The following is a 25,403-nucleotide window of genomic DNA, read 5'->3' as shown; positions in this document are numbered from 1 at the left end:
ATTTATCAACAACTTTACCTTTTGTACTTTGTATTATGCCTGACTAGTCGCATAACCAAGATGCTTGGTCGATTAAATTTGCATCTTGATGAAAGGCTTCGTTAAGGTGCAGACCACAGCGAAAGTTAAGGAACCCTGTAGTGTTAAATTCACTCCGAAAACCTCTTAGTGCAATTGTGTTAGCACTCACTTTGTCAGCGTGTCAGATCACGACTAGCAATCCTAATACGTCTTTCTCAGAGCTTGCCGCGCAAGTTACGGCATTTCGTGCGAAAGAAAATGCACAAGGCCTGACAGATTTAGATGCCGATTACCTTTTGTCGAACTTGACTCCTGAGCATCTTGCTGCGGCGAACGGACAACGGATCCGCTTCTTAACAAAGCTAGACGAAATAGATAAAGCGCGACTGAGTGAAGAAAATCAAATCAACTTTGCGATCTTGCGCGCGCAGATCCAAAATAACGTCGACCTCTACCGATTCAATGATCATTATGTGCCTTTATCGTCGGAGTATGGGTTTCACAGCGCGCTCAGATTTATGATCCAACGGCATGACTACAGCACAAAACTGGGATACCAGCTGTATATAGCAAGAATGAAGCAACTGCCGAGATACTTCGAGCAGAATATGTATTGGATGAAGCAAGGCCTAAAAATTGGGCTGACACAGCCTAAGGTGGTTTTGCAGGGTTATGAAAATAGTATCATGGCGTTTGTAGCCCAAGGTGAAGAGATAGAAAAGTCTCCTTACTTTGCCCCGTTTGTGAGCAATCGAGCGAATCTACCTGAGTCAGAATTTCTTGCGCTGCAAGCGCAAGCCAAACGCGTGATTGAGACGTACGTCAATCCTTCTTACCTCAAGTATCATGATTTTTTTGTCCAAGAGTACAGGCCGAATGCTCGGGACAATATTGCTTGGTCTAGCGTGCCCAACGGGGAAGCATTTTATGTCAACCGTGCTAAACATTTCACGACCACAGAAATGACACCGAAGGAAATTCACGAGCTGGGATTGCAAGAGGTGGCACGTATTCGTGCGCAGATGGACGCCATTATCAAGCAAGTGGGCTTTGAAGGCAGCTTTGCTGAATTTGTTCATTTCTTGAGAACCGATCCTCAATTTTATGCAAAAACGCCACTTGAGTTACTCAAAGAAGCCTCGTTCATTGCTAAAAAGATAGATGCGAAGTTGCCGCAATTGTTTCATACCTTACCCAGATTACCGTATGGCGTGGCACCGGTGCCCGACAGTATCGCACCTAAATACACCACTGGGCGTTATATTGGTCCAAACAAAGATACTGATGCAGGGTACTACTGGGTCAATACATATGCATTAGATAAACGGCCACTGTATGTACTAGAGGCGCTGACCCTGCATGAGGGGGTTCCTGGACACCATCTACAAATTTCACTCAATTCAGAGCTGGCACATTTACCGGTGTATCGACACGAATATATCTCGGCTTTCGGTGAAGGTTGGGGACTATATGCGGAGTATTTAGGCATTGAAGCTGGTTTCTATCAAGATCCGTATAGTGACTTTGGTAGACTGACTTATGAAATGTGGCGTGCAGCGCGCTTGGTGGTAGATACGGGCGTACATATGTTTGGTTGGACGCGCGAACAGGTTATGCAGTTTATGCAAAATAATACGGCATTGTCGCTACATAATGTCAAAACAGAAACTGATCGCTACATTTCATGGCCTGCTCAGGCCCTGTCCTATAAAGTAGGCGAATTGACGATCAAGCGCTTGCGCGCCAAGGCAGAACAGCAGTTGGGTCAGGCATTTGATCTCAGAGAATTTCATCATCAAGTACTCAAGAATGGGTCTGTACCATTGTTTGTACTTGAATCACAGATTGATAAGTACATTGCAAGTACATTGCAAGCTCAAAAATAAAACACAAAAAGCCGCTTCAAGCGGCTTTTTACTTAATGTACAAAGCTGATGATGAGCTGGTAAAAGTCATCTGTTGAACGGCAACTCTTGGCGTTTAGGATTAGCTGTTCGCCAAGTTGCAATGTTTGCTTTTGCACGAGTAGACGCTGTGATTCGTCCGCTATGTCAGCGATGTCTGCAACATGCGCTAGGCCAATAGTACGGCGTACTAGCTCAGCACCACAATACCCCATCGCGTCTTGCAATACTTCTTGCAAAAATGAGTCAATGTACCCGGCTGCCTGCAGTGCGTGGTCTCGGGTGTGTTTTTGCGACAGTGTGTGCCATTGTTGCTCGAACTGTTGCAAACAAGTAGAAATGGTATTGAGCAAATATGAGTGCAGGTCTCGACGCTTAGGGGGCTCTTTGACGCGACCATTTTGCGCGCAGTAATTGAGTAATAAATTCCCAATAAACGAGCCAATGTCAAAGCCAATTGGTCCGAAAAATCCAAACTCTGGATCGATCAGTTTAGTCTGTTTTGCACCGACAAAAATACTCCCCGTATGCACATCGCCATGCAATAGCGTTTGCGGTGAAGACAAGAACTTTGCTTTCAAGCGTGCGACGACACAGAGCAGCGCCTTATTTTGTCGCAATTGCATGACCTGCTCAGTCAGTGCGCTTGGAAAGTTATTGCGCTCACAATCTCGATAGGGATCATCAAAGAATAAATCCTCTGTGATGGCGCACAGCTCAGGGTTCGTAAAAGTTTGGACCTGCGCTTTTTTCTCTTGTGGGTCGAGGTAAAAATCAGAATGATAAAAACTGGTAGTGGCAAGGTAATTGGCAACATCATAACCTAGGTTATCAAAGGTGCGGCCAGCGATGAGCTCGCTTCGCAAAATAGCCAGATGGCCTAAATCTTCTAAAATTGTAACCGCAAGGTTGCTGTCATGGTGTAACACGCTGGCAGTATGCGCTGGGCAAACACTGCCGTGTTGTTGCAATACCAGCGCTTCGATACGTGCTCTGTCTAGGGTCAATGGCCAGCTTTCACCAACGCACCTGGCATAGGGAAGTGCTTGTTTTAAAATGATGCTGTTATTGGCCTGATCTTCAATTCTAAACACTAAGTTTAGGTTGCCATCTCCAAATTCATAGCAGGATAACTGCGCATCTTCAGCAAAGAACTGCCCAAGCGATTTGATGTAATCGAGCGCGGTTTCATTATCAAAGGCGGCGTATTTGCTCACTGTTATTTACCTAAAAATTACCATTGTTTTTAGCATTCTATATTTTTAAGCGTTTAGATGTCTATACATCTTTAGATCTTTATGTAGAATGGTCGAGTGTCATGATTCATTATTGAGATGTAAGTAAGAAATATGAAAGAGCTGATTGCTGCCAGTCTTAAATTCCAAGCAGGTAAAGTACGTGTACTAGACCAATACTTATTGCCGCACCAAGAGGTTTGGCATACTTGTGAAGACGTTGCGAGCATGCAAAATCTTATCAATAACTTACAAGTTCGAGGTGCACCGCTCATTGGATTAGCGGCGACGTTACTGGTGGCGTATTTGGCGGAACAGGGGGCGAATAAGCAGGCACTTGGTGAGGCCATTAATGCATTGGAAGCGACGCGTCCAACGGCAGTTAACTTAAAGCATTGCATGGATACTTTGAGGCAAGCATTACGACAAACGCAGTATGTAGCGGCCATTGTGCACCGTGCTGAACAATTGTTTGAGGAAGATGTGACGTTATGCCAGCGCATTGGTGAGCATGGCGTTGCCTTGGTGGACGAGGGCGACAACATTCTTACTCACTGCAATACAGGTGCGCTTGCAACGGCTGGAGTCGGTACCGCGTTGGGTGTGATATACACAGCTGCACAGCAACTGAGCCACCTTCATGTATGGGTGGATGAGACGCGGCCTTTGCTGCAAGGCGGGCGCTTGACAGCCTACGAGCTGGCGCGTTGGCAAATTCCTTACACTGTGCTTTGTGACAATATGGCGGCTGCCTTAATGGCGGCGGGTAAGGTAGATAAGGTGTTTGTAGGTGCCGATCGCATTGCAGCAAATGGCGACTTTGCGAATAAAGTAGGCACTTATAATTTAGCCGTCTTGGCGCACTATCATGACATTCCATTTTATGTCGTCGCACCCAGAACCACATTTGATGCAACGTGTGCACACGGTGCAGATATTGAAATCGAGCAACGCAGTCATACTGAGGTAACAGGCGTCAGTGGCAGTTTTGGCGAGTGCCAATGGGCACCTGAAAATACCCCAGTGTTCAATCCGGCATTTGACGTGACGCCTGCGAGTCTGGTCACCGCTTGGGTATTTGATAGCGGGATCTATCACGAGCCGAATTTTGCAACGATTTAATTTTCAATGATGCATACGCCAGTATGTCGTGCAGTGACGTATGCATATCGGCGCTACAGGTCAATCTAGTAAAGGAAACTGAGTGGCGATATCAGACCCTGTTTCTGTGGCAATCCAGCCTTCGGTGTTATTGAACAAACGTATGGCTGTAAACTCTGGATCGCTGCCCATATCAAACCAGTGTGGTGTATTTTGTGGCACTGAAATCAAATCACCTTGTTGGCAAAGTACTTGAAACACTTTATCTTGAATATGCAGACAGAATAAGCCTTGTCCTGCGACAAAAAAGCGTACCTCATCCTCGCTGTGCGTATGCTCAAATAGAAACTTCTCTCTTAAACTGGCGGCATTGGGATTACCTTTTTGCAGCGCGATCACATCCACAGTTTGGTATCCACCAAGTTGTTTAAGACGGATGATGTCATTGTTGTAAGCCTGCAAAATTTCTGAATCTAACGCATTTGGTGCCAATTCTCTTGTCGTTTGCCATTGCTCAAAGTGGACACCTACCGCTGCCAATTCAGCGGCAATGAGTGCAGGATCACTGCACTCAAGCAGCCGTACTTCGGGTTGGTGATGATGGTAGATATGTAGTTGACTCATTTATATTTTCTCACTATCAAACTGCTCAAAACTGACGATAAATGGGTGATGCTGACTTTGTGTTTGATTATCGCGCCACAACTGTAAAGTCTGTAACCCTGCTTGCTTGGCGGCATCTAATTCTTCGACAATGTCACTCAAAAAGAGGATCTCATGAGGCGCGAAAGGCAGCTGGTTGACGATATTTTGATATGATGAGCACGACTTTTTGGGTCCGACTTTGGTATCAAAATAACCCGTGAAGAGTGGGCGGATATCCCCGTAATCCGAATGGGCAAACAATAATTGCTGCGCTTTGACAGATCCCGAGGAGTAGACATAAAGCGCCTTACCCGCCTGTTGTTGCTGTTTCAGATATTGGTATGCATCCGGATAAATATGTCCGGTAAAATCACCTTGTTGATAGCCTGTTTGCCAGATCAGTCCCTGTAGCTGCTTTAAAGGTGTGATCTTTAAATCGTCTTCTATCCAAGACAGCAAGCGAGCTATGATGGTGTCAATGTTTGCCGAGGGGTGGTCAATTTCCTGACGAACCGCATCGAGTTGGCTTTTAACCAGTTCGTTATGTTCATTTTGACGCACAAATTCCGGTAAATGTTTGGCTGCATATGGAAACAGTACATCTTTAACAAAGGAGATACGGGTAATGGTACCCTCAATATCGGTTAAAATGGCTCTGATCATTTCGTTGCCCCTTCTAATTTTATTCTTTCTAGTTCACAGGCAAATAAAAACTCGAGTCCTTCGATATGACGTCTTGTCTCGAATACGCTACGACCCAATGCATATAACCCGTGGCCACGGATTAATACGCCGTGACGGACAGGATCTTTTTGATGATGTTCAGCAACACGCTGTGCCAAAGCGGGAATATCCTGATCATTGTCAAAAATAGCGATCGACAGAGTATCTAAGTGGCTTTGAATGCCTGCCAGAGACTTTTGCATCTCATACCCACTTACCTCGAAGCGATCTGCGGTGATAAAGCGAGAAAGTACGGTGGCAGCAACAGAGTGAGTGTGTAAGATGCAGCCTGAACTTGGCTGTAGTTCATACAGTTTCAGATGCAACGCGGTTTCTGCTGATGGCTTCCCATCGCCAGAGCGGATAGTGCCACACTGATCTAACTCTAGGAATTGCTCTGGTGTTAACTGTCCTTTGTCAAAGCCACTCGCCGTGACCACAAATCCATTATCTGTTTTAATGGAGAAATTACCGCCAGTTGCTGGGACCCAGCCTTGTTGGCTCACCCAGCGACCAGCATCAATGAGCGCTTGTTTTGCTGCCTTTGTTTGCATGTTCGATCTACCCAAAAGGTTTGGACGGCTATACTTCTATTTAAGGCAATGATAGCATCGCTTTAACGCCTACGCCATAACCAAAAGAGACATAGGATGGAAAGTAAATTACCGAGTGTTGGTACAAGTATTTTTAGTCAGATGACGGGCCTTGCAAATGCCCACAATGCCCTAAATCTATCTCAAGGCTTCCCAGAGTTTGATGCGCCCAATCGACTTAAAGCTGCTTTGGCCGAGTACAGCACGGCTGGACATAATCAATATGCCCCATCACCGGGTGTTGCGCCTTTGCAAGAGGAAGTCGCAGCGTTAATTGCGCGAAGATATCATCAGACGATCGATGCATCACAGCAAGTGACAGTGACAGCAGGGGCAACAGAAGCATTGTTTGTGGCGATTCAAGCCTTGGTACGCCCTAATGATGAAGTCATCGTCTTTGATCCAGCTTATGATTCCTATCGTCCTGCTGTGGAACTGGCTGGTGGTAAAACGGTTCATATTCCGCTTTATGCACCTGACTATGCAATTAATTGGCAAATTGTCGCGGATAAAATTACCGCTAAAACCCGTGCCATTATCATCAATACACCCCATAACCCCAGCGCAAAAACCTTGAAACATGCTGATTTTGACGCGTTAAAAGCGTTAGTTGCACAACATGACCTATACGTTATTAGTGACGAGGTGTATGAGCATATCACTTTTGATGGTCAATCACACTTGAGCGTATTGCGTGATGCAGAGCTGCTAAAGCGCAGTTTTGTTATATCTAGTTTTGGCAAAACCTTCCATTGTACGGGTTGGAAAATGGGGTATTGTGTTGCGCCTTCAGAACTTGCGCAAGAGTTTAGAAAAATCCATCAGTTTGTGAACTTCTCTAGCTTTACACCGGCGCAACTGGCACTCGCAGAAATGCTTAAGTATGAACCACAACACGTGGATGAGTTGGCTGACTTTTATCAACAAAAACGTGATGTATTAGTGACGGCGTTAACGCCCAGCCGCTTTAAAATTTTACCCAGTGAAGGTACCTATTTCTTGCTGCTTGATTATAGTGCTATCTCTGATTTGGATGACGTTGCATTTTGTCGGTATTTAGTAGAAGCGCATGGCGTCGCAGCGATCCCATTGAGCGTATTTTATGCGTCGCCAAATGAAGACAAAGTGATCCGCTTATGTTTTGCCAAAGAGCAGGGCACCTTGCTAACGGCGGCGGAGAAATTATGTCAACTTTAACCGTGAGCTTGGTGCAATATGATATTGCATGGTTGGCACCAGAAGACAATTTTACGACGATTGAGCGTTTGACATCTGATCTGGTGCAATGTGACTTATTGCTGTTGCCCGAAACGTTTGCAACGGGCTTTGCCTTAAAAGAAGAGACCGCGCCATTTGCCAATGATGCGCTGGCATTTATGCAGCGGTTGGCAAAGCGACATCAATGCATTGTGGCGGGATCGGTATTGGTACCTGAAGGGGATAAAAAAGCCAATCGTTTCTATTGGTGTTGGCCTGCAACAGAAGGTGCCGACATCGCCCGCGTAGAATACTATGATAAACGGCATTTATTTTGTCTCGGGAATGAAGGCCGCTACGTTGTCGAGGGCACACAACGCAAAGTGATTGAAATCGGTGAATTTAAAATTTTACCACAAGTTTGCTACGACTTGAGGTTCCCTGTATTTCAGCGTAACAGAAACGACTATGATGTGATGGTTAATGTGGCAAATTGGCCCGCTGCACGTCGCTATGCTTGGGATACCTTATTGCGTGCACGCGCCATCGAAAACCAATGTTACGTGTTGGCGGGTAATCGCCTCGGTGATGATGGATATGGTATTGCGCATAATGGTGGCACGGTGGCTATCGATTATCTGGGACAACCGATTTCGCAAGTGCCAGATGACCAGATGGGCGTCATTACCGTGACGCTGTCTAAGCCCCCATTAGATGCGTTTAGAAGCCAGTTTCCAGCTCATTTAGATGCCGACCATTTTCAGCTCGTACCCTAACAGACACCTTAAGCGCATAGTTTGCGCCTAAGGTGTCCCCTTTTTATGGGGTATTATATTGGTGTACCAACAGCTCTTGGCCGCCCGTTGAGCGCAATGCCCCGTCATCATGCTCTTGCTCCGGCAGTGTAAAGTAGCCTAATAATTGTCTCATTTCTGCTGCTTGCGTGGCCATACGTTTGGCCGCGGCCATCGTTTCTTCTGTTATGGCGGAGTTTTCTTGGATCAGGTCGGTGAGTCTTTGTACCACAATATCGACTTCTTTGATGGCCTGTTGTTGTGTCAGGGTTGAGCGGTTAATACTCACGATATTGTCATTGACATCGGCCACTGCTGAGACGATGTGTTCGAGCTTTTGTCCCGAGCTATTTGCTAGCGTCGTCCCTTGCTGAACTTTGTCATTGCTGTTGGCGATGATGTCTTTAATTTGCTTGGCGGACGCTGCACTGCGACCCGCAAGCTCCCTAACTTCGTTCGCAACAACGGCAAAGCCACGACCATTTTCGCCCGCGCGAGCGGCTTCAACGGCAGCGTTGAGCGCTAACAGATTCGTTTGAAATGCCAATTCATCAATTACAGAAACAATCTCATTAATATCCTTGCTAGCGGTGTTCACTTCATTAATCGCGTTGACGGTATCCTTAGATAGGGTACCGCCTTCTTTTGCAATAGTTTGCGCATTGCCTGATTTATTTACCGCAGTTTCCGATTGCTCGGCCACTAACGTTAGCTCTTCAAGCATATGGCCTGTACTAGCACTGGCTTGTTCCAAATTGGAGGCCTGTTCCTCCGTTCTGCGACTTATTTCTGTATTGCTCGCTGCAATCTCCCCTGCGCTGTGCGTGACAAGGTTTGCCGCATTTTGGATCCCTTCAATCACCTCCGTTAGTTTATGTGTGGTGATACTGACGTCTTGCTGTAGTGTCGCAAAAACCCCTTGATATTGACCTTCAATGGATTCACAGAGATTACCTTTTGCAATGGCGCTGAGGCTAGATGTGACGGCATGGATGGCATTTGAAATGGTATCAATTGAGGTATTCACATCCTTTTTCAATTGAAGCAACTGTCCTTGCAATGGCGAGTCGATTTTTTGCGAGAAATCACCACTGCTCATTGCAGCCATCACACTGGCTAATTCTTCAATGACCCGATTGAGATTATTCACTGTATTGTTGATGTCATTTTTAAGGGTGGCCAGTTGGCCTTGGAGCGGTGAGTTGATGGTTCTATCGAAGCGTCCGTGACTGATGGCCATCATCACCGACGAGATTTCGCTCATTGCTTTATCTAGGCTATCAACTGACAAATTAATACTGGACTTTAACTGCGCTAATTGCCCTTTGGCGGGCACTGTGATGGGGTGTTTAAAGTTGCCTTCACTCACCGCGGTCATGGTACCACCAATGGCTTTTATGATGGCTTCAAGGTTATCCATACTACGATTGGTATCCACTTTGAGCTGTTCTAGCTGGCCCGACAAAGGCAATTCTATGCGCTTGGAGAAATCACCACTTCGGATTGCCCCCATTGTATGACTGAGCTCGTCTACTGCCCCGCTCAGGCTAAGCACTGAATTATTAACGCTGTCTTTTAAGCGCGCTAAGTTGCCTTTGGCGTCTACCTGAACTTGCTGTTTAAATTCACCCTGTTCGACGCAGGTCATCACCGTGATGATGTCGTTCATGGTGTCATCAATGGAGATGACCGAGTGATTTATGTTGTTTTTGAGAAGATCCAATTCACCGCTTAAATCGGCGGTGATATGTTGATTGAACCGCCCTTGGGCCATAGATTGAATCACCAAGTTAATTTCTTTTAATGCGGTTTGTAAACTGGTGGCACATTCGTTAGTAGCCTCTTTTAAGGTAGCCAGTTCGCCCTTGCAAGGTGCACTTATGCGGTCACAAAACTTACCCTTTGCCATTTGATTGAGGACTCTATTTGCCTCTGAAATGGATAGCTGTAGCGCATCAAGTAATGAGTTAAAAGCCTGAGCGCTTTGTCCTATTTCATCTTGAGAGCACACCTTGGCCCGCAGTGAAAAGTCTCCTTTTGTTTGTACTTCGCGCATAGTGTTCACCAAGCTATGGACGGGGCGCGTGAGCGAGCGCGAGAACCAAATGGCGATTAATATGATGAGCACGGCACTGATCACCATAACGATGGCCATGGTTTGTCGCAGTGCGCTGACGGTCGAAAAAGCTTCCGATTCATCGATTTCGGCCAGCAATGCCCAGCGGACATTAAACACATCCATACCACTGTAAGCTGATAAGACCGGGTTGCCATTGTAGTCAGTGACCACTTTTTGTCCCTGCAATCCTTGCATCGCGAGTTGGAACGCCTCGGTACTGATTGTCCCTTTTTCTGGGTTTGAAAATGAAGCGACGACGGAGTGGTGAATGGGGTCTAAGAACGAGTCCGAGCGCATAAGGCCTTCCGGGCCGACTAAATAAGTTTCACCGCTGTGTCCAAGGCCATGGCGTTCCGTCATAATTTCATTGAGTGCATCGATTGAAAGCTGAAAAATCAATGTGGCTTGTGAGATACCATCAAAATCTAAGGTGATGGCAATAAAGCTGGCCGGGGCATTGTACGACGGTAAATAGGGCTCATAATCGGCAAAAATGACTTCATCTTGTTGAATGAGCGCCTCTGTAAAGGCGTTTGCGATATTGCTATTGGCATATGGCCCGTCTTTTAATGACGTAGCAAAGTCAACCTCCTTGAATACGGAATAAACAATATTGCCAGTGTAATTGTCTACGAGAAAAATATCATAGAGCTCGTACACTTCTGCGATTTTATGGAAAAACTCATGGTGCCGCTGGTGGACGATGTCGTACCTATCTAAATGGCCAGTTTTCTTTAACGCCACCTTTTCGCCCAGTGGATGTGGGTTATCTGCTAAGTAACGAGTTTGTAGCTCGATACTTTGCGGTGTGAGTGGTGCTAACAAGGAAGACACTGAAATTGTGTTGTTTGTTTTGTCAGCAAAGCGGGGTTGAAACTGTTGCTGATAAAATGTTTCGAGACTTTGCGAGTTGGTATCGGTTGCCTGAAGTTCGTCAAACGCGTCGAGAAAGTCTTGACTGGCGGTGATTACATAGGGATTGATCGCTAACGACTGCAACTTGTCTTCTACACTTTTAAAGTGCCTTTGTACCGCCCTTTTTTTAACTTTACTCACCGCCCCCAGCTGTGAGTATACCTGATCACTTATCGTGCTTGATGCTTGTATCAGTGAGAAGGCAATGATGGTTGTAGTTGGAATGAGGGCTACCAATAAAAAAGCGGCCATGAGTTTTTTGGTTAAATCAAGCGATTTAAAGAACTGGCTGAGACTAGACATAGTGGTCTCCCTGATCCTATTTTCCTTGGTTAAAAAAGCGTGTTGCTGTGCTTGCTACATTGCTCTGTCCACTTATTACTGCGCAGCCTTAACGACTATCTTCAGCGCGTGTGGGCGCTGAGAAAAGGCGAATAATTGTGCAGATCTGATTCAAGTTTAGAACACTTCTCAATAAGATCTAGCGTTTCAATTTCAATTAACTGTACAAAAAATAGGGGAATCTGAGTTCTTGTAACGATTGAATTACAAGGTGTTTTTTAATCTTGAAGGAGAAAGCAGAGAACCTGCAAGTTTGAGAGTAAGTTAAGTCATTTAAACGACAATTACCAAAAAAAGAAGCAGCGAATGCTGCTTCCTAATTAATGCAAAAATGACATGCTATTAGTGTTTCCAGTGATAGCTATGTGCTTTTTCTTCCATATAGGCTTCGGTGTCTGGGTGCATTGGTGTTTTACTGCCCCCCTCAAAGAAGAAAGGTTGACGTTGACGAGTGTAATTGCCGATTTCATTCATGGTCGCTGCGTCATAAACACGACCGTTTAGAATCGTATAGGCCACTTTCTCAGACTCGCGAATGTCGTTTAATACGTCGCCATCAATAATCACTAAGTCAGCCAGCTTGCCTTTTTCGATTGTGCCGATGTCGTTGTCTAGTGCGAGATATTTTGCACCGTCAATTGTCCCACTGCGTAATGCTTCCCATGCACTGAAGCCACCTTGCGCCATGGACCACAATTCCCAATGCGCACCGAGGCCTTCACGTTGACCGTGTGCACCAATATGCACTGTGACACCTTTGTCTCGCAATTGCTTCGCCGAAACTGCAGCATTGATATGGTTGTAGTGGTGCTCTGGTGCTTTTTCACGACGAATCGACATTGGCTTAACAACATATTCAGGTACGAAGCTCATTAGGCGCTCGTTTTCCCACACGTTGGTCGTGTTATAGAAATAGTCCTCACCTTTAATACCACCGTAGGCAACGTTAAACGTAGGGGTGAAGCCTGCGTTTGTTTGGCTCCACATTTGTGTCACGTCTGAGTAGATATGCGGAATAGGTAACGCGTGCTCAAGGCCTGTGTGACCATCGATGATCATATTCATGTTTTGCTGGAATTTTGAGCCGCCTTCTGGCACGACCATGATTTCCATTTGTTTTGCTGCTTCAAGTACCTGTTGGCGTGTATCACGGCGTGGGTGGTTGTAGCTCTTAACAGAAATCGCCCCCGCATCTTTCAGACGCTTAACATGGAATTGGGCATCTTCAAGGTTGCTGATAGGTGTTTTATAACCCGGTGCATGACCAGCGTATAAGATGCGACCGACTGAGTAAATACGTGGTGCAATCGTTAAGCCGGCACGTTGTAGCTCAGCCATTGAGAAGACTTCGTTTGAGTCGTTTGACGGATCGTGAATGGTTGTCACACCAAAGCTGACGTTAGAGAATTGATTCCAGTTTTGCTCAGGTTGCAGCTGGCGGCTACCGTAGCTACCGTGTGCGTGCGCATCAACCAAGCCTGGAATCACGGTTTTGCCTGTGATATCCATGACTTTGGCAGAGCTTGGGATTTTCACATCACTGCGTGCGCCCACGGCAATAATACGATTGTCTTCAATCACAACCACGCCATCTTCGAAGATCTCTTGTTGATTGTCAGCATCACGCATGGTCACGACTTTACCGCCAACTAAGGCTAATAGGCCTTTTGGTTTGTCAGCAGGTTGTTCAAAACTCAGGTCGATGCCTTCCGCAGTCAATGTATCTAAGTTTTCTGAGGCATTGTCTACAAACGAGAAGGTGTCTGTGAGCTTTCGTTGATATAAATTAGGACCAAATGCCCAAGTCAGTGCGCTGCTGTCTGCTTTCCAGTTCAGGAATGCGCCAGAGTATTTTGATACTTGTTTGACAGGGAATGCTTTGCCACCTTTATTAATCGACAATGTCTTACCTGTGCTGGTAAATGGTGCAACGAATGTGTTGAAGTGTTCAATAAACGCCACATAATCACCATCTGGAGAAACTCGGTAGTCAAAGATGTACTCGCCTTTGAAGTGGCTACGTTCTTCGTGGCCATTGAGGTCAACACTCTTTAGTTCACGGCTAGTTTCACTGCTCTCAACGGAGAAAAATACACGTGTTGGGTCTGCACCAAAGTGTGGGTTATCACCACTTTTAGCGATACGCTTGGCTTCGCCGCCTTTGCTATCAACCAAATAAATGCCTGGGTGCATTGACCAATCGCCACTGAGCAAGTAACCCCCCGTGACTTTCTTATACACTACTTTTTTACCATCCGGTGAGAAGCTTGGCGAGGTGTAGTGGCCCGGTTCTTCGCTGATGATACGACCCTTACCGCCTTTGGCAGAAACAACACGAATACTCCCCAACTCTTGGTCGTCCCAAGTTGTGTAGACAATCTGTTTACCATCGCGAGAATAACTTGGGTAGAACTCAAAATGTTCATTTTGTTTTGTTACACGGCGTACTTCACCAGACGCAATGTCCTTCACGTAAAGGTGACCGAGCGCTTGGAATAGCGCGGTTTCGCCGTCAGGGGAAATTTGTGACCAGCGTGCTAGCTTTACTTTAAAGTTATCCGGTGCCACGTCTACTGCAAACTTCAGCGCGGGCGTGATCTCTTTTTCAGCAACTACGCGTGTAGGGATCACATGTGCTTGCTTGCTCTCAATGTCAACTTTGTGGAACACACCACCAGACCAGAATACCAAGGCTTTGCCATCGGGCGTGTATGCAAATGCAGGGGTGTTACCTTGTGCACCGTTTGCCTCTTGTAAATCGCGATCGAGTCCGGAGAAGATTTGTGTTTCGATACCAGACTTTAAGTCTTTGATATATAGAGCACTGATCATGGCTTTGCCATTGTCTTCACGTTTTACAAACGCCAGTGATTTACCATCTGGGCTTGGCGTCGGGCGGATTGCACCACCGGCACCTCGGATCACGGTTTCTTCTTCACCTGTTGCAAGGTCCCAAGAACGGATCTCAAATACTGAAGTTAATGCGTTTTTGTTGTATTGCCAGCGTACACCAGGTGTTGCATCTACGGAGTAATAGATTTTTTTACCGTCTGTCGAAAAAACGGGTTCAGCGACGTTTTTCTGTGATTTGGCACCATGTAGCCTTTCACGAACTAGTACTCCTTGACCACCAGAGATGTGATACATGCGGATTGACCCCCCTGGGATCGTACGACCTGTCACTTGGCCTTGTTTAACCGCAATATATTGACCATCCGGAGACCAAGATGGGTTGTGGATCAAATTGTGAGTCTCATCCGAAACTTGGCGTAAATTTTCGCCGTTAACATCCATTACCCATAGGTTTTCAGCACCTGCTCGGTCGGAGATAAAGGCAATGTGTTTACCATCTGGAGAGAACTTGGGTTGGAAGTTCCAAGCGCGATCGTTGGTCAATGCCGTGGCTTTGCCACCTGCAATAGGCATGACATATAAATCACCTAACATATCAAAAATAACTTGTTTGCCATCAGGGCTAACGTCTAAGTTACTCCACGTGGTTTCGTTAGTATCAATGGTAATGGTCTGTTTTTCGCCTGGAGGGTTTAGCACGTCCCAGTTAGCAGTGTCATTCTGAGCGCCAGCTGGTGCTGCGATGCTTGGGTTACTTAGCCCGATCAAAGCCGCACCTATCGCAATGGCGATAGGGGATTTAAATAATGCCATGGTGTATTCCTATGTGTTGTCTTAGTCAAGTCACAGTCTGAGGCTGTGTTTTGATTACTTGTCTTGTTGTGAGCTATTCGCTTTCTTGCTCGGGTAGAATGGCGAAATTTTTTACCAAAGTCGACTAAATGACGATAAAACTGTCATCAAACAGGGTGATTTTGTGTGCTTTTAATACAAATTGACGTAGCGCGCGCAAATTGATGCACTTTAGGTCGATCATTTTACTTTTGCGTGATGTGGTTGTGGGTAGAAAGCTGCTGTGAAAAAAGGCCCTTCACAACAGCCTAGACACCATTTGGTTAGCTCAGTGTTTGTTGTCTGACAAATTGTAAATACGCTTCTAAACTTTTTTGCCACAAGGCCATTGCTTGTGTGAGGTCATCGTCGCATTGCTTCCCGTCTAATAGACGGCGTTCAATTTTCTTCAGGGCCAGTCCATAGCGATTAAAACCTAATTGCAGTGCGGTGCTGGCCTGGCGGTGAAGAGACTTAATACACTGTTGTTCATCTTCATTAAGCAGTTGCTGAATGTGAATCAGTTTGTTGCGTGCCGAGAGAACAAATTCGTTATAAATCGAGGAGACTTCGTCTTCACTAAAGCCGCTTTTCAGTGAGTTGACCGCGGTGTCATCGTATAAGGTATCGCATAACTCAACACGCATATCCGGTTTTTGTGCTTTTTGTGAGTCACTGATCGCTTGGCGAAGTTTTTCTTGTTTAATGGGCTTACCGACGACATCTTTTATCCCCAAAGAGAGGTACTCTTTGATCTCTTCTGGGCTTAAACTGGCGGTGAAAGCCAAAAACGGGGTGCGTTTATTTTTATGTTCGACGGTTTGCAGATGCCTCAAGACTTCTTGTCCCGTAAAATCAGGTAAGTTCATATCTAATAACACGACGTCGAAAACATGTTCTTTAAGATGTTCAATGGCACTGGTGCCATCATAGGCAAGCTTAATCTTGTGCTCGTCAGTGGCCATAAATTCAATGGCAATTTTACGGTTGAGGTCAAGGTCCTCAACCAAGAGCACCGATAACCCCGTGGGATATTCAGGGTTGTGGTGACGTTGTTCGACCAAGCTTAGCTCTCCGACAGGCAAGCTGACATCAAAACTAAATGAGCTGCCTTTACCCAGTTCACTGAGAATTTCTAGCTGGCTTCCTAACTTGCTTAATAATCTTGCTGTAATAGCCAATCCAAGCCCCGTACCGCCTTTGGTTTTCCCCGCGTTGCTTTGTACATATGGTTCGGTCAGTTTATCGATGTCCTCTTCTTCAATACCAGGCCCTGAATCAACGACGCTGAAGCGCACAATGTGAGACATATTGGCTTCTTCGAGCAATTCGACACACAGTTTGACCTCTCCTTTGTCAGTGAATTTAATGGCATTGCCAACCAAGTTAAGTAAGATTTGCCGCAGCTTTTGTTGGTCGCAGTAATAACAAACTTGATCAGGCAGGTCGTATACCAAAGAAAACGTAAGTTTCTTTTGTTCTGCAAGCGGGCTCATCAGCAAACACAAGTTGTCCAGCCAGCTTTTTAATTCAACGTCTTCAGATGATAAGACTTCATCACTTTGGTCTAAACTCGCGTAGTCGAGTACTTTGTCAATGAGTAGGTTTAGGGACTCAGCCGAGTTAATGATTGCTTCGCAGTAAGCTTTACTAGATTGATCATGGCTGCGATTAAGCACCAATTGCGCGCTGCCTAAAATACCGTTGAGCGGAGTACGAATCTCATGGCTAATGGTCGATAAAAATAACCCTCTGATCTCTAAATCCTTTTGTGCTTTTTCAGTTAATTTATTTAAGTTGAGTTCTCGGCGTTCGTTGCACAGCAGTGCCATGCCTGTTGCATAGAAAATTGGTGCCAGTACTCCATTAAAAAAGATGGCGATAGAAAACCACGGATCATCGAACAGGGTGACGGAGTCCACATGGCCCATAAATACGGTTCGGCCAATAAAAGCGGTAAATACAAACCCTAAAACAATGAGGTACACAATACTGCCATTTGGATAGAGTGGTCTTGCATAGCGAATAAAATAGTAACTCAGGAGGATCGCTTCGACGATATGCTGTAGGTCGGAGATCAGAATGCGCTGTCGTAAGCTGTCATCTACCACGGCATAGTAGATTAATGCAGACAGCAAAAAGAGGGTGGCAAATAAATAAAGTCGAAACTCTAGACCTCGCTGACCCAAAAATTGGCTGATAGCCCAACAATGTATGATGGAGGCAAGAAAGAGTAGGGTGTTAGCGATGCCAATGGTCTGCCACTGAGAGAGAAAGCTGTGCAAAGCAAACATCGATATGGCTGCAAACAACACAAGCGGGTAAAAGATATACAGTAATACGCCGGGCGTATTCTTGTTTGCTCGCCAGGTCAAATAGTTGATGAGCGTCATCATTGCGGTCATCGCTGCACTGGCTACGTACAGGGTTTTGTGGTCCAACATAAGGCTACGTTAACAATTAATAGACGTACCTAGGATAGAGCGAAGGCTCAAGTCAGTAAAGCTGAGGAACCAGAAAATAATGAGAGTTGCTAGGTATATAGATGCGTAGCATACAAAAAAAGCATGCTTACACATGCTTTTTCACAGAATTACGAAGAGTAGTGTACCTGATGTACTTATCGAATTTCGTCAGGAATATTTTGCTGTGCCCAAGACAAAAGCTCAATACGGTTACGGCATTTTGTTTTGCGAAATGCGCTATATAAATGCGTTTTTACCGTATGTGGGCTGATGTTTAGATCTTCAGCAATTTCTTTGTTTTTCGCACCTTTACTCATTAACGAGATAATTGCTTTTTCACGTTTTGTGAGTTTAACCGGTTCGATGTCACCTTCGGTGAGTTTGTGCAATGCGTCTTTGTTGAATTGCAACATGCGATTTAACGCGTTACACATGATCTCACGGCGATACCACAGTTGATCTTCCATCAATAGACGAATGCCTTTCATCAATACATCCGCATTGTCAGTGGTATAAAACACGCCCCGAATACCGCTCAATAGCGCGCGATTAGCCAATTCCGGATTTTCATCTAAATTGAACAGCACAATATCACAACTGACCTTTAGGTTTACCAACTGCTCTTTGAGTTTACCCCATGCATCATTGACTGCTGTCTCAATAAAAAGCAACCGAGTATCTTCTGGTACTTCGGAGATATCAGTTCCTGTGATTACGTCTAACCCCTGAGTTTTCAGGAGTGGCTGTAAAACGTTTATTCCTATCGTATTGATAGGCTCTTTATCTAGCAATAAAAATGCAGTACTGCTCATTTGAAAAACACTCTCATTCTGTCTGATTACGCAATGCTATCACGTGGTTCAGACCTTTTGTATTAGAAATTTCATCAATAAAACAATGTTTACAGTACAAAGTGTGGCACGATTGACCGTTTTGTAAACAGAATTAGATTGTGAAAAACTCAACTCGTTGATTAGTAGGAGAATTTATTTCTATAGAGTAATAGCTTAGTCAATTACATTTTTTAACAAAGAATAATTTAAGATACTACTTTTTTCCTACTTTGGTACGGAGGCCAACCCATTTCAAGCCCAGCTAAAACATGTAAGTGAATGTGGTACACAGTTTGTCCGCCATCATTGTTGCAATTCATGACCACGCGGTAACCGTTTTCAGCGAATCCGTGCTCTTTGGCAAGTTTAGCTGCAACCAAGTGTAAATGCCCAACTAAGTGTGCATTTTCTTCATTTACGTCGTTTATTGTCGCGATCGGCTGTTTTGGAATAACCAATACATGAAAAGGTGCTTGTGGGTTTATATCTTTAAAAGCAAGTGCCTTTTCATCTTCGTACACGATGTCTGCAGGTATCTCGCGATTAATTATTTTCGTAAAAATCGTCTCTTGGCTCATTACTTTTTTCCTTATATACGTTAGTTTAGCTGTTCAGCATAGCGTGGACGTAACAAGATACAAGGGAAATTACAATTAGCATACATTCATAATTGTAACTGAATTTGGCACAAATACCTGCATTGACAAAGGTAGCAAGCAAATAAAGAGGAAATATGAAGAAAATTAGTATATTTGGCGTTTTAGTAGCACTTTTTAGTGGTATTTCTGTTTCAGGGGAAGTTAATTTCCCAGAAGAATTGCTTCCTTTGCAAGTAAACGACAAGGAGATTGAGCATTCTTTTTTTAACAAAGTTCGCACTTTAGACTTACCCGCAGGTACGCATCGTATCAAAGTGAAATACTCTGACTTATTCGAGTTAGATTATGACGAACATGAAGTTGTTGACTCTGCCCCATTTTGGGTCGAAGTAACATTGCATGCTGAAGATTACCAAGTGCGCTTTGAGGCCATTGATGATGTTGAGCACGCCCGTCGTTTTGCAAAATCACCGACGATTTGGTTTGAGGCACGTCAAGGTGAGGCGGTAAATGCAACGCGTTTAAAAGAGCATGCTGTGAAGCCCGCAGCCCTCATGAAAGTGGCCATCTCCACCCCGCCTGTCGGATCGATGAACGACGTGAAACCCGCTCCGACCGCTGGCAAACCCGATGCCATGGCGATGTTAGAATTTTGGTGGCAGCAAGCTAGCCCAGCACAGCGTGCTGCCTTTTTGGCGTCTATTAAAAGCACAGATCACTGATTTGTTAACAGCATCGCTTGAGCAGCGCTGATGCTCAAGCGAGTAGGTCGGTGCCCTTTATTTAAAGATTGCGTCAATCGTCCCTTGTGCCAAAGGGTGATACCCTGGGCGTGCATTCTGATAGACACGATATGCCCAATCACGCTTGTCATATTCCACCAGTGCCTTGTAAAGCGGTACTATCAGCTTACGACGGCCGATCCCTGTCAGATGCTTGTCTAGCGCCGAGTATATTGCTTCATAGCCATTCCCAACTGCCAGCATATACCATGCAAACGCCAATTCTGCATTGGTTGAATTGGTGAGATTGAATGCCTTATCCAATGCCGCCATATTTTCCAGTGAGAGATCTCTTGGTAGGTTGTTTAGAAAGTGCAGCCACTCGTGCACAGTCCAGCTTTTTGTCGGCAGGGTGTTTAGCTGCTTACTCCCACTCAACCACGCCTGTGTGTGACTATCTACTTGGTTAAATGCATCTGAGGTAGGGGTGGGGGCATCAGCAGGAAGGCCTGGTTGATAGATCCATTCTTTGGCTTTCTCCAGTGACACAATCCCCGGGTGCTTTTGTAATAAATGCTGATCTAAATACTTAACAAACTCTCCTGTTGTCAGTGATTTAAATGCATAGGCATCAAAATAGCCTTTCACAAAAATATCAAATTGTTCACGGCCAAATTTTTCTTCTAAATAAATTAAAAATAGCTGACCTTTTATGTAAGGCACTTTACTAAAAGCATCATCAGGGTCACGGCCATTGAGCTTTAAGTTTAAGCGGGTATCCGGCTCAGGAATTTTTGTCAGCTGTGCGCGTAAACCCGCGGCATCAAGCGCTTGCTCCATCACCGCGCGGTCGCGGCCAAACACTTCTTCCATAATGCGGTTTTCCACATAGGAGGTGAAGCCTTCATTCAACCACAGATCTTCCCATGTGGCATTCGTGACTAAGTTACCCGACCAAGAGTGTGCTAATTCGTGGGCGATGAGATTAACCAAACTCTTATCACCGGCCACAACCGTTGGCGTAATAAATGACAAACGAGGATTTTCCATACCACCAAATGGGAAGCTAGGTGGCAACATTAGCAAGTCATATCGGCCCCACGCATATTCACCGTACATTGCATTGGTTTTGTCTATCATCGCTTGGGTATCATTAAACTCAGCAACCGATGCATCAAGGATTTGGGGTTCAGCAAAAATCGCGGTCTGGTGGGACATTTCTTTATATTCTAAGTTGCCTGCGCCAATTGCGATCAAATATGGTGGTATCGCTTGTGGCATGTCGAACCAATAGTCGCCGTCTTTAACAAAGGCTTCTGAATTATCCGCACTCATGACTGCACGCACGTCTTTAGGTGTTTGAATACGCGCGGTGTAGGTGGTACGCATAGCTGGTGTGTCTTGCACAGGGATCCAGCTTCTGGCATGAATTGCCTGAGATTGGCTGTACATAAACGGGTGCGTTTTGCTGGCCGTTTGCACTGGTGTTAGCCACTGTAACCCGGATGCTTGCGGCAAGCTGTTGTAATAAATACGGGCTTTTTTCGCTTGCTGTTTAAATGTGATGGTGAGTTTGGCTCCTTTCACGCCGTTACGTGGTGCCAATGAGAAGTCTGCTCGATGCCATTGGCCGTCTTTGCTTTGATACATGACTCGGTCAATTTCAAGATCACGGGTGTCTAGCACCAATGCACGTGCCTGTTTGTTTTGCCATTGTAACGTATGCTCGACGAACCCTTCGAGCTGCTTGTCTTCGAAGTCGATATCTAAATCGAGGTGTAGGTGTGTACTTATCACATCGTTAAGATTTGAATAGGTATGCTCGTCGACGGCCTTAGCCGCCATAACCGTGTGAGAGAGGCCCGCAATGGCGAGGCCAAAAGTTAAGGCTGAGAGTTTCATTTTTATCCTTGCTCATGATTGAGAGTGGCCTCTGTTATACCACTTCCATGTACAAAAGCTACTCAGATGCGTTGGCGGTCGCAATCAGGTAAACTACCGCAAATAGTCAGTATTCATGATAGGCGCAACCTGTGCAGTCTTTGCAGTCATTACATACATTTGCTCTTCCCACGCACTGTCAAAAATTAGTGCGTGTAACTGCGTCAGAGCAATTACAATCAATTGATTTTAATGCGCCCTTTTTCATTCTTGGAGAAGGGAGTAACAGTGTTTTCTTGAATGATTTTGAGGGGACGGTGATACAGTTGGCGAACCGCGGTATTACGGTTTCCGAACAAGACTCGCACTACCAAATTCGTGTTGCTGCGGGAGAAAGTTGGCATCCGATGGTGCTTAAACTACTCGATATGGGCATTGGCGGATTAGAGAATTTAGCCTTGATCCCCGGCACGGTCGGTGCCGCACCGGTGCAGAACATTGGGGCTTATGGCGTCGAATTAGCGGATGTATTCTCACACTTGACAGGGTATCACCTAGAGACACAGTCATTTATCACTTTGGATAAATCGGCCTGCGAATTTGGTTACCGTGACTCGGTATTTAAACAGGCATTGTATGGCCGCTTTATCATCACAGAAGTTGTACTTAAGCTCCCAAAACAATGGCGACCCGTGCTTGACTATGGGCCGCTTCGTGATCTCATTGGGAGGGAGGTGAATGCACAACAAGTGGCTAATCGAGTTATGCAGATCCGCCGCAGTAAATTACCAGATCCGGCGCAGTGTGCTAATGCGGGCAGCTTTTTTAAAAATCCAGTTGTAAGTCGAGCATTGGCAAGTGAGCTGCGTGCACGTTACGAAGGCATACCAACTTATCCCGTGAGTGATAACAAAGAAAAGCTAGCGGCTGGTTGGTTGATTGAGCGGGCGGGCTTAAAAAGCCACCGTATTGGTGGCATACGCGTATATGACAAGCAAGCTTTGGTGCTGGTAAATGATGGCCAGGGCACGGGGCGTGATTTATTGACAATGATTGAACATATTCAGGCAACGGTATTGGCAAAATTTGCCGTTGAACTGAGTCCGGAAGTACGACTAATTGGCCGCAATGGTGAGCTTTCAAAAGGAGTAGAGCATGGTTAAGGCACCCACAGGCAATAAGCTTGCAATATTGAGCGCGCTGAGTCGTGATCACTTTATATCTGGGCAGACGTTAGGTGAAAGGTTAGGGATCAGCCGTGCTGCGGTGTCTAAACATATTAAATCACTGCAAGAAATGGGCATCGATATCTTTAAAGTGACGGGAAAAGGGTACCGATTGAACCATAGTTTACCATTGCTTGATCAAAGTAAAATTTTACCTGTATGGCAGGCATTAAGCGACCAGCCTTGTTACATAGAAGTACATCCTATTATCGACTCCACCAATAGTGAATTGATGCGTCGCATTCAAGCACCCGATAATTCGATGCACTCAGGGCAGGCGTTGGTGGCTGAAATGCAGCAAGCGGGGCGTGGCCGTCGTGGTCGACAGTGGCAATCTCCCTTTGGTGCCAATTTGTATTACAGCTACTATTGGCGCTTTGAAGAGGGAATGCAGGCGGCAATGGGGGTTTCCATTGCTGTCGGATTGGCGGTGTATGATGCACTGCAAGCGTTATATGACTTAGATGTACAATTAAAGTGGCCAAACGACATCTACATTCGTGAACAAAAGCTGGCAGGGATCCTCGTAGAATTAGACGGACAAATGGAAGGCCCTTGTCATTTGGTGATAGGCATTGGCCTCAATGTGGCAATGCCAGCGGGTGCCGCGCAGCAGATAGATCAAGCTTGGACGGACTTGAGTCAGCATGTTGCAAACATAGATAAAAACCAGCTAGCTGTAGTACTGACACTGTGTTTGCAAAAGCGCTTGTCCATGTATCAACGCAATGGCTTGGCTGACATGGTCACACAATGGAATGAACTCAATGCGTTTCGCAATCAAGTCGTGTGCTTGAGTACGGGCCAGCGACAATGGCGAGGCGTTTGCGAAGGGATTGATACACAAGGTGGGATTGTACTGCGCCAAGATGGTGAATGTAAGTCGTATTATGGCGGTGAGATCTCACTGCGTAAGGAGGGATAATGCGTTTACTGATTGATGTCGGTAACACCGCAGTGAAAGTGGCGACGGAATATCGTGGTCAGATAACACTCACGACTGAGGAAAGCATCCCTTGGCAAGATATCTCGGAAGTGCTGATAGCCCAAGTCGGTAAAAACGATGATCTTGCGCCAATATTAGAAAATGCGAAAGCCCATGACGTTCCTTACTTTTATGCTCATGTGACAGCAACGTTAGGTGATCTTGTGTGCGCGTATCCAGAGTACCAAAATTTGGGGATTGATCGTTGGCTTACTGTCGTGGCAAGCCATTATTTGTTTCCTGAGACAGCGTGCCTTATCGTTGATTCAGGCACGGCTACGAAGATTGATGTGTTGTGTGCTTCAGGTCAGCATCAAGGCGGATGGATTCTACCAGGTCTAGATATGATGATAGATAGTTTGGTGGCCAATACCCAAAGAGTGTTTAGTGATGCGCAAACTCAATTTGATACGACGCTTGGTAAAAACACCCCCAATGCGGTAAAGAATGCGGCACTGAGTGCGACTGTGGCACTGGCACAACGAGCTTTTGATGACATGCAGCAATCGTCAAAGGCACAGCCAATACAACTTGTTTTTGCGGGTGGCTACGGCGAGCTTATTCAACAACACCTTGATTGTTCAGGCATCTACTTTGATGATTTGGTGATGCAAGGGTTGGTTTTTTGGCGCAAATACCATCAAAATGCTTAATTAATGAAAGCTTTGCTGTAAATATGAGCATTTAAACAATAAATTGTGATTTTTTTTAATATAACTGTTGCATAGTGCCAGCGGTTGCTCTAATATCTCGCCCCGTACTAAAGCAGTGCCGACTTAGCTCAGTTGGTAGAGCAACTGACTTGTAATCAGTAGGTCATCCGTTCGACTCGGATAGTCGGCACCATTTTCATGATTTAGAACACGCTTTAGAAAAGAATTTTTATGTGGAGGGGTTCCCGAGCGGCCAAAGGGATCAGACTGTAAATCTGACGGCTCAGCCTTCGCTGGTTCGAATCCAGCTCCCTCCACCACTTTATTCTTGACGGTTCTGAGGTAGTTAAGAACAGGTTCTTAAAGCGGGCATCGTATAATGGCTATTACCTCAGCCTTCCAAGCTGATGATGCGGGTTCGATTCCCGCTGCCCGCTCCAGATTTCTGGTGTGCTGATATAGCTCAGTTGGTAGAGCGCACCCTTGGTAAGGGTGAGGTCGGCAGTTCAAATCTGCCTATCAGCACCAGTCTCCGGATCTTCCCAAATACTTCCTTTGATTTGTCACAAAAACATTTATAATTGTAAAGAATAAACATAGTCCCCGCGCGCGCGCGTGGATTATTTTTATATGTAATCTAGATACACAAAAACTTATAGGTTCCGTCATGGCAAAAGAAAAGTTTGAACGTTCGAAACCGCACGTAAACGTAGGTACAATTGGCCACGTTGACCACGGTAAAACAACTCTAACAGCAGCAATCACT

General features: G+C 45.5%; 19 protein-coding genes and 4 tRNA genes. 13 read left to right on the top strand and 10 right to left on the bottom strand.

The features are described from left to right. Positions 1-140: 140 nt before the first annotated feature. Positions 141-1,907, top strand: coding sequence for a DUF885 domain-containing protein (locus L1286_RS19615; protein ID WP_235408706.1), 1,767 nt, complete (start codon positions 141-143; stop codon positions 1,905-1,907). Between the two features lie 32 nt (positions 1,908-1,939). Here the strand turns inward: L1286_RS19615 and mtnK are convergent, their stop codons facing one another. Then, positions 1,940-3,142, bottom strand: a complete 1,203-nt coding sequence (gene mtnK / locus L1286_RS19610; protein ID WP_235408705.1) for an S-methyl-5-thioribose kinase — start codon at positions 3,140-3,142, stop codon at positions 1,940-1,942. 132 nt (positions 3,143-3,274) lie between these two features. On the opposite strand from mtnK, the gene mtnA reads away from it, so the two are divergent. Continuing rightward, positions 3,275-4,282 (top strand): S-methyl-5-thioribose-1-phosphate isomerase, encoded by a 1,008-nt coding sequence (mtnA, locus tag L1286_RS19605; RefSeq protein ID WP_235408704.1) that lies wholly within the window; start codon positions 3,275-3,277, stop codon positions 4,280-4,282. Between the two features lie 60 nt (positions 4,283-4,342). Here mtnA and L1286_RS19600 read toward each other — a convergent pair whose 3' ends face one another. Genes L1286_RS19600 through L1286_RS19590 form a run of 3 tightly spaced genes read right to left on the bottom strand, consistent with a single transcriptional unit; the run spans position 4,343 to position 6,183 of the window. Then, positions 4,343-4,885, bottom strand: a complete 543-nt coding sequence (locus L1286_RS19600; RefSeq protein WP_235408703.1) for a 1,2-dihydroxy-3-keto-5-methylthiopentene dioxygenase — start codon at positions 4,883-4,885, stop codon at positions 4,343-4,345. Then, positions 4,886-5,569, bottom strand: a complete 684-nt coding sequence (gene mtnC / locus L1286_RS19595; protein ID WP_235408702.1) for an acireductone synthase — start codon at positions 5,567-5,569, stop codon at positions 4,886-4,888. Then, positions 5,566-6,183: a methylthioribulose 1-phosphate dehydratase gene (locus L1286_RS19590; protein WP_235408701.1), complete on the bottom strand. Its 618-nt coding sequence runs from the start codon at positions 6,181-6,183 to the stop codon at positions 5,566-5,568. The genes mtnC and L1286_RS19590 overlap by 4 nt, the downstream gene beginning before the upstream one ends. Positions 6,184-6,279: 96 nt before the next feature. On the opposite strand from L1286_RS19590, the gene L1286_RS19585 reads away from it, so the two are divergent. Both L1286_RS19585 and L1286_RS19580 read left to right on the top strand, forming a co-directional pair. Then, positions 6,280-7,419, top strand: coding sequence for a methionine aminotransferase (locus L1286_RS19585; RefSeq protein ID WP_235408700.1), 1,140 nt, complete (start codon positions 6,280-6,282; stop codon positions 7,417-7,419). Next, the gene (locus L1286_RS19580) at positions 7,407-8,195 is read left to right on the top strand and encodes a nitrilase-related carbon-nitrogen hydrolase (protein ID WP_235408699.1); all 789 of its coding nucleotides are present in this window, start codon (positions 7,407-7,409) and stop codon (positions 8,193-8,195) included. The genes L1286_RS19585 and L1286_RS19580 overlap by 13 nt, the downstream gene beginning before the upstream one ends. Before the next feature lie 43 nt (positions 8,196-8,238). Here L1286_RS19580 and L1286_RS19575 read toward each other — a convergent pair whose 3' ends face one another. From L1286_RS19575 to L1286_RS19555, 5 genes are all read right to left on the bottom strand, one after another. Then, the gene (locus tag L1286_RS19575) at positions 8,239-11,550 is read right to left on the bottom strand and encodes a methyl-accepting chemotaxis protein (protein ID WP_235408698.1); all 3,312 of its coding nucleotides are present in this window, start codon (positions 11,548-11,550) and stop codon (positions 8,239-8,241) included. Positions 11,551-11,931: 381 nt separating this feature from the next. After that, entirely contained in the window at positions 11,932-15,255 is a 3,324-nt protein-coding gene (locus tag L1286_RS19570; RefSeq protein WP_235408697.1) for an amidohydrolase family protein, read from the bottom strand. Between the two features lie 302 nt (positions 15,256-15,557). Further along, on the bottom strand, positions 15,558-17,717 hold the full coding sequence (locus tag L1286_RS19565) for an ATP-binding protein (RefSeq protein WP_235408696.1): 2,160 nt from the start codon (positions 17,715-17,717) through the stop codon (positions 15,558-15,560). A 176-nt stretch (positions 17,718-17,893) separates the two neighbouring features. Beyond that, positions 17,894-18,550, bottom strand: a complete 657-nt coding sequence (locus L1286_RS19560; RefSeq protein WP_039611367.1) for a helix-turn-helix transcriptional regulator — start codon at positions 18,548-18,550, stop codon at positions 17,894-17,896. Between the two features lie 227 nt (positions 18,551-18,777). Next, entirely contained in the window at positions 18,778-19,149 is a 372-nt protein-coding gene (locus tag L1286_RS19555) for a histidine triad nucleotide-binding protein (RefSeq protein ID WP_063371468.1), read from the bottom strand. Between the two features lie 155 nt (positions 19,150-19,304). Here L1286_RS19555 and L1286_RS19550 point away from each other — a divergent pair, with 155 nt between their 5' ends. After that, positions 19,305-19,892: a DUF2057 domain-containing protein gene (locus tag L1286_RS19550; protein ID WP_235408695.1), complete on the top strand. Its 588-nt coding sequence runs from the start codon at positions 19,305-19,307 to the stop codon at positions 19,890-19,892. A gap of 57 nt (positions 19,893-19,949) precedes the next feature. Here the strand turns inward: L1286_RS19550 and L1286_RS19545 are convergent, their stop codons facing one another. Then, positions 19,950-21,794: a M1 family metallopeptidase gene (locus L1286_RS19545; protein WP_235408694.1), complete on the bottom strand. Its 1,845-nt coding sequence runs from the start codon at positions 21,792-21,794 to the stop codon at positions 19,950-19,952. 131 nt (positions 21,795-21,925) lie between these two features. Here L1286_RS19545 and murB point away from each other — a divergent pair, with 131 nt between their 5' ends. From murB to L1286_RS19505, 8 genes are all read left to right on the top strand, one after another. Continuing rightward, positions 21,926-22,936, top strand: a complete 1,011-nt coding sequence (murB, locus tag L1286_RS19540; protein ID WP_235408693.1) for a UDP-N-acetylmuramate dehydrogenase — start codon at positions 21,926-21,928, stop codon at positions 22,934-22,936. Beyond that, positions 22,929-23,924, top strand: coding sequence for a bifunctional biotin--[acetyl-CoA-carboxylase] ligase/biotin operon repressor BirA (gene birA, locus L1286_RS19535; RefSeq protein ID WP_235408692.1), 996 nt, complete (start codon positions 22,929-22,931; stop codon positions 23,922-23,924). Before murB ends, birA begins: the two co-directional genes overlap by 8 nt. After that, positions 23,924-24,637 carry a type III pantothenate kinase gene (locus L1286_RS19530; protein WP_235408691.1) on the top strand — a complete coding sequence of 238 codons (714 nt, stop codon included), beginning with the start codon at positions 23,924-23,926 and terminating at the stop codon, positions 24,635-24,637. Before birA ends, L1286_RS19530 begins: the two co-directional genes overlap by 1 nt. A 117-nt stretch (positions 24,638-24,754) precedes the next feature. Beyond that, positions 24,755-24,830 (top strand) — tRNA-Thr (locus L1286_RS19525). 42 nt (positions 24,831-24,872) lie between these two features. Next, positions 24,873-24,957 (top strand) — tRNA-Tyr (locus tag L1286_RS19520). Positions 24,958-25,002: 45 nt separating this feature from the next. Next, a tRNA-Gly gene (locus tag L1286_RS19515) sits at positions 25,003-25,077 on the top strand. Positions 25,078-25,089: 12 nt separating this feature from the next. After that, positions 25,090-25,165 (top strand) — tRNA-Thr (locus L1286_RS19510). A gap of 139 nt (positions 25,166-25,304) precedes the next feature. Beyond that, the coding region (locus L1286_RS19505; protein WP_235408380.1) for a GTP-binding protein at positions 25,305-25,403 on the top strand (99 nt) is incomplete at its 3' end.

The sequence above is a fragment of the Pseudoalteromonas sp. SMS1 genome (genome assembly GCF_021530565.1).
In the GTDB taxonomy this organism is placed as follows: Bacteria; Pseudomonadota; Gammaproteobacteria; order Enterobacterales; family Alteromonadaceae; genus Pseudoalteromonas.
This window is presented reverse-complemented; position numbering and strand designations above follow the sequence as displayed.

What these genes read in the sequence shown, in the direction of transcription:
- L1286_RS19565 (WP_235408696.1), bottom strand. Translation starts at nt 17,717, where the DNA reads ATGTTGGACCACAAAACCCTGTACGTAGCCAGTGCAGCGATGACCGCA.
- L1286_RS19580 (WP_235408699.1), top strand. Translation starts at nt 7,407, where the DNA reads ATGTCAACTTTAACCGTGAGCTTGGTGCAATATGATATTGCATGGTTG.
- L1286_RS19550 (WP_235408695.1), top strand. Translation starts at nt 19,305, where the DNA reads ATGAAGAAAATTAGTATATTTGGCGTTTTAGTAGCACTTTTTAGTGGT.
- L1286_RS19560 (WP_039611367.1), bottom strand. Translation starts at nt 18,550, where the DNA reads ATGAGCAGTACTGCATTTTTATTGCTAGATAAAGAGCCTATCAATACG.
- L1286_RS19575 (WP_235408698.1), bottom strand. Translation starts at nt 11,550, where the DNA reads ATGTCTAGTCTCAGCCAGTTCTTTAAATCGCTTGATTTAACCAAAAAA.
- L1286_RS19555 (WP_063371468.1), bottom strand. Translation starts at nt 19,149, where the DNA reads ATGAGCCAAGAGACGATTTTTACGAAAATAATTAATCGCGAGATACCT.
- L1286_RS19590 (WP_235408701.1), bottom strand. Translation starts at nt 6,183, where the DNA reads ATGCAAACAAAGGCAGCAAAACAAGCGCTCATTGATGCTGGTCGCTGG.
- birA (WP_235408692.1), top strand. Translation starts at nt 22,929, where the DNA reads ATGGTTAAGGCACCCACAGGCAATAAGCTTGCAATATTGAGCGCGCTG.
- L1286_RS19585 (WP_235408700.1), top strand. Translation starts at nt 6,280, where the DNA reads ATGGAAAGTAAATTACCGAGTGTTGGTACAAGTATTTTTAGTCAGATG.
- L1286_RS19600 (WP_235408703.1), bottom strand. Translation starts at nt 4,885, where the DNA reads ATGAGTCAACTACATATCTACCATCATCACCAACCCGAAGTACGGCTG.
- L1286_RS19530 (WP_235408691.1), top strand. Translation starts at nt 23,924, where the DNA reads ATGCGTTTACTGATTGATGTCGGTAACACCGCAGTGAAAGTGGCGACG.
- L1286_RS19570 (WP_235408697.1), bottom strand. Translation starts at nt 15,255, where the DNA reads ATGGCATTATTTAAATCCCCTATCGCCATTGCGATAGGTGCGGCTTTG.
- mtnC (WP_235408702.1), bottom strand. Translation starts at nt 5,569, where the DNA reads ATGATCAGAGCCATTTTAACCGATATTGAGGGTACCATTACCCGTATC.
- mtnA (WP_235408704.1), top strand. Translation starts at nt 3,275, where the DNA reads ATGAAAGAGCTGATTGCTGCCAGTCTTAAATTCCAAGCAGGTAAAGTA.
- L1286_RS19545 (WP_235408694.1), bottom strand. Translation starts at nt 21,794, where the DNA reads ATGAAACTCTCAGCCTTAACTTTTGGCCTCGCCATTGCGGGCCTCTCT.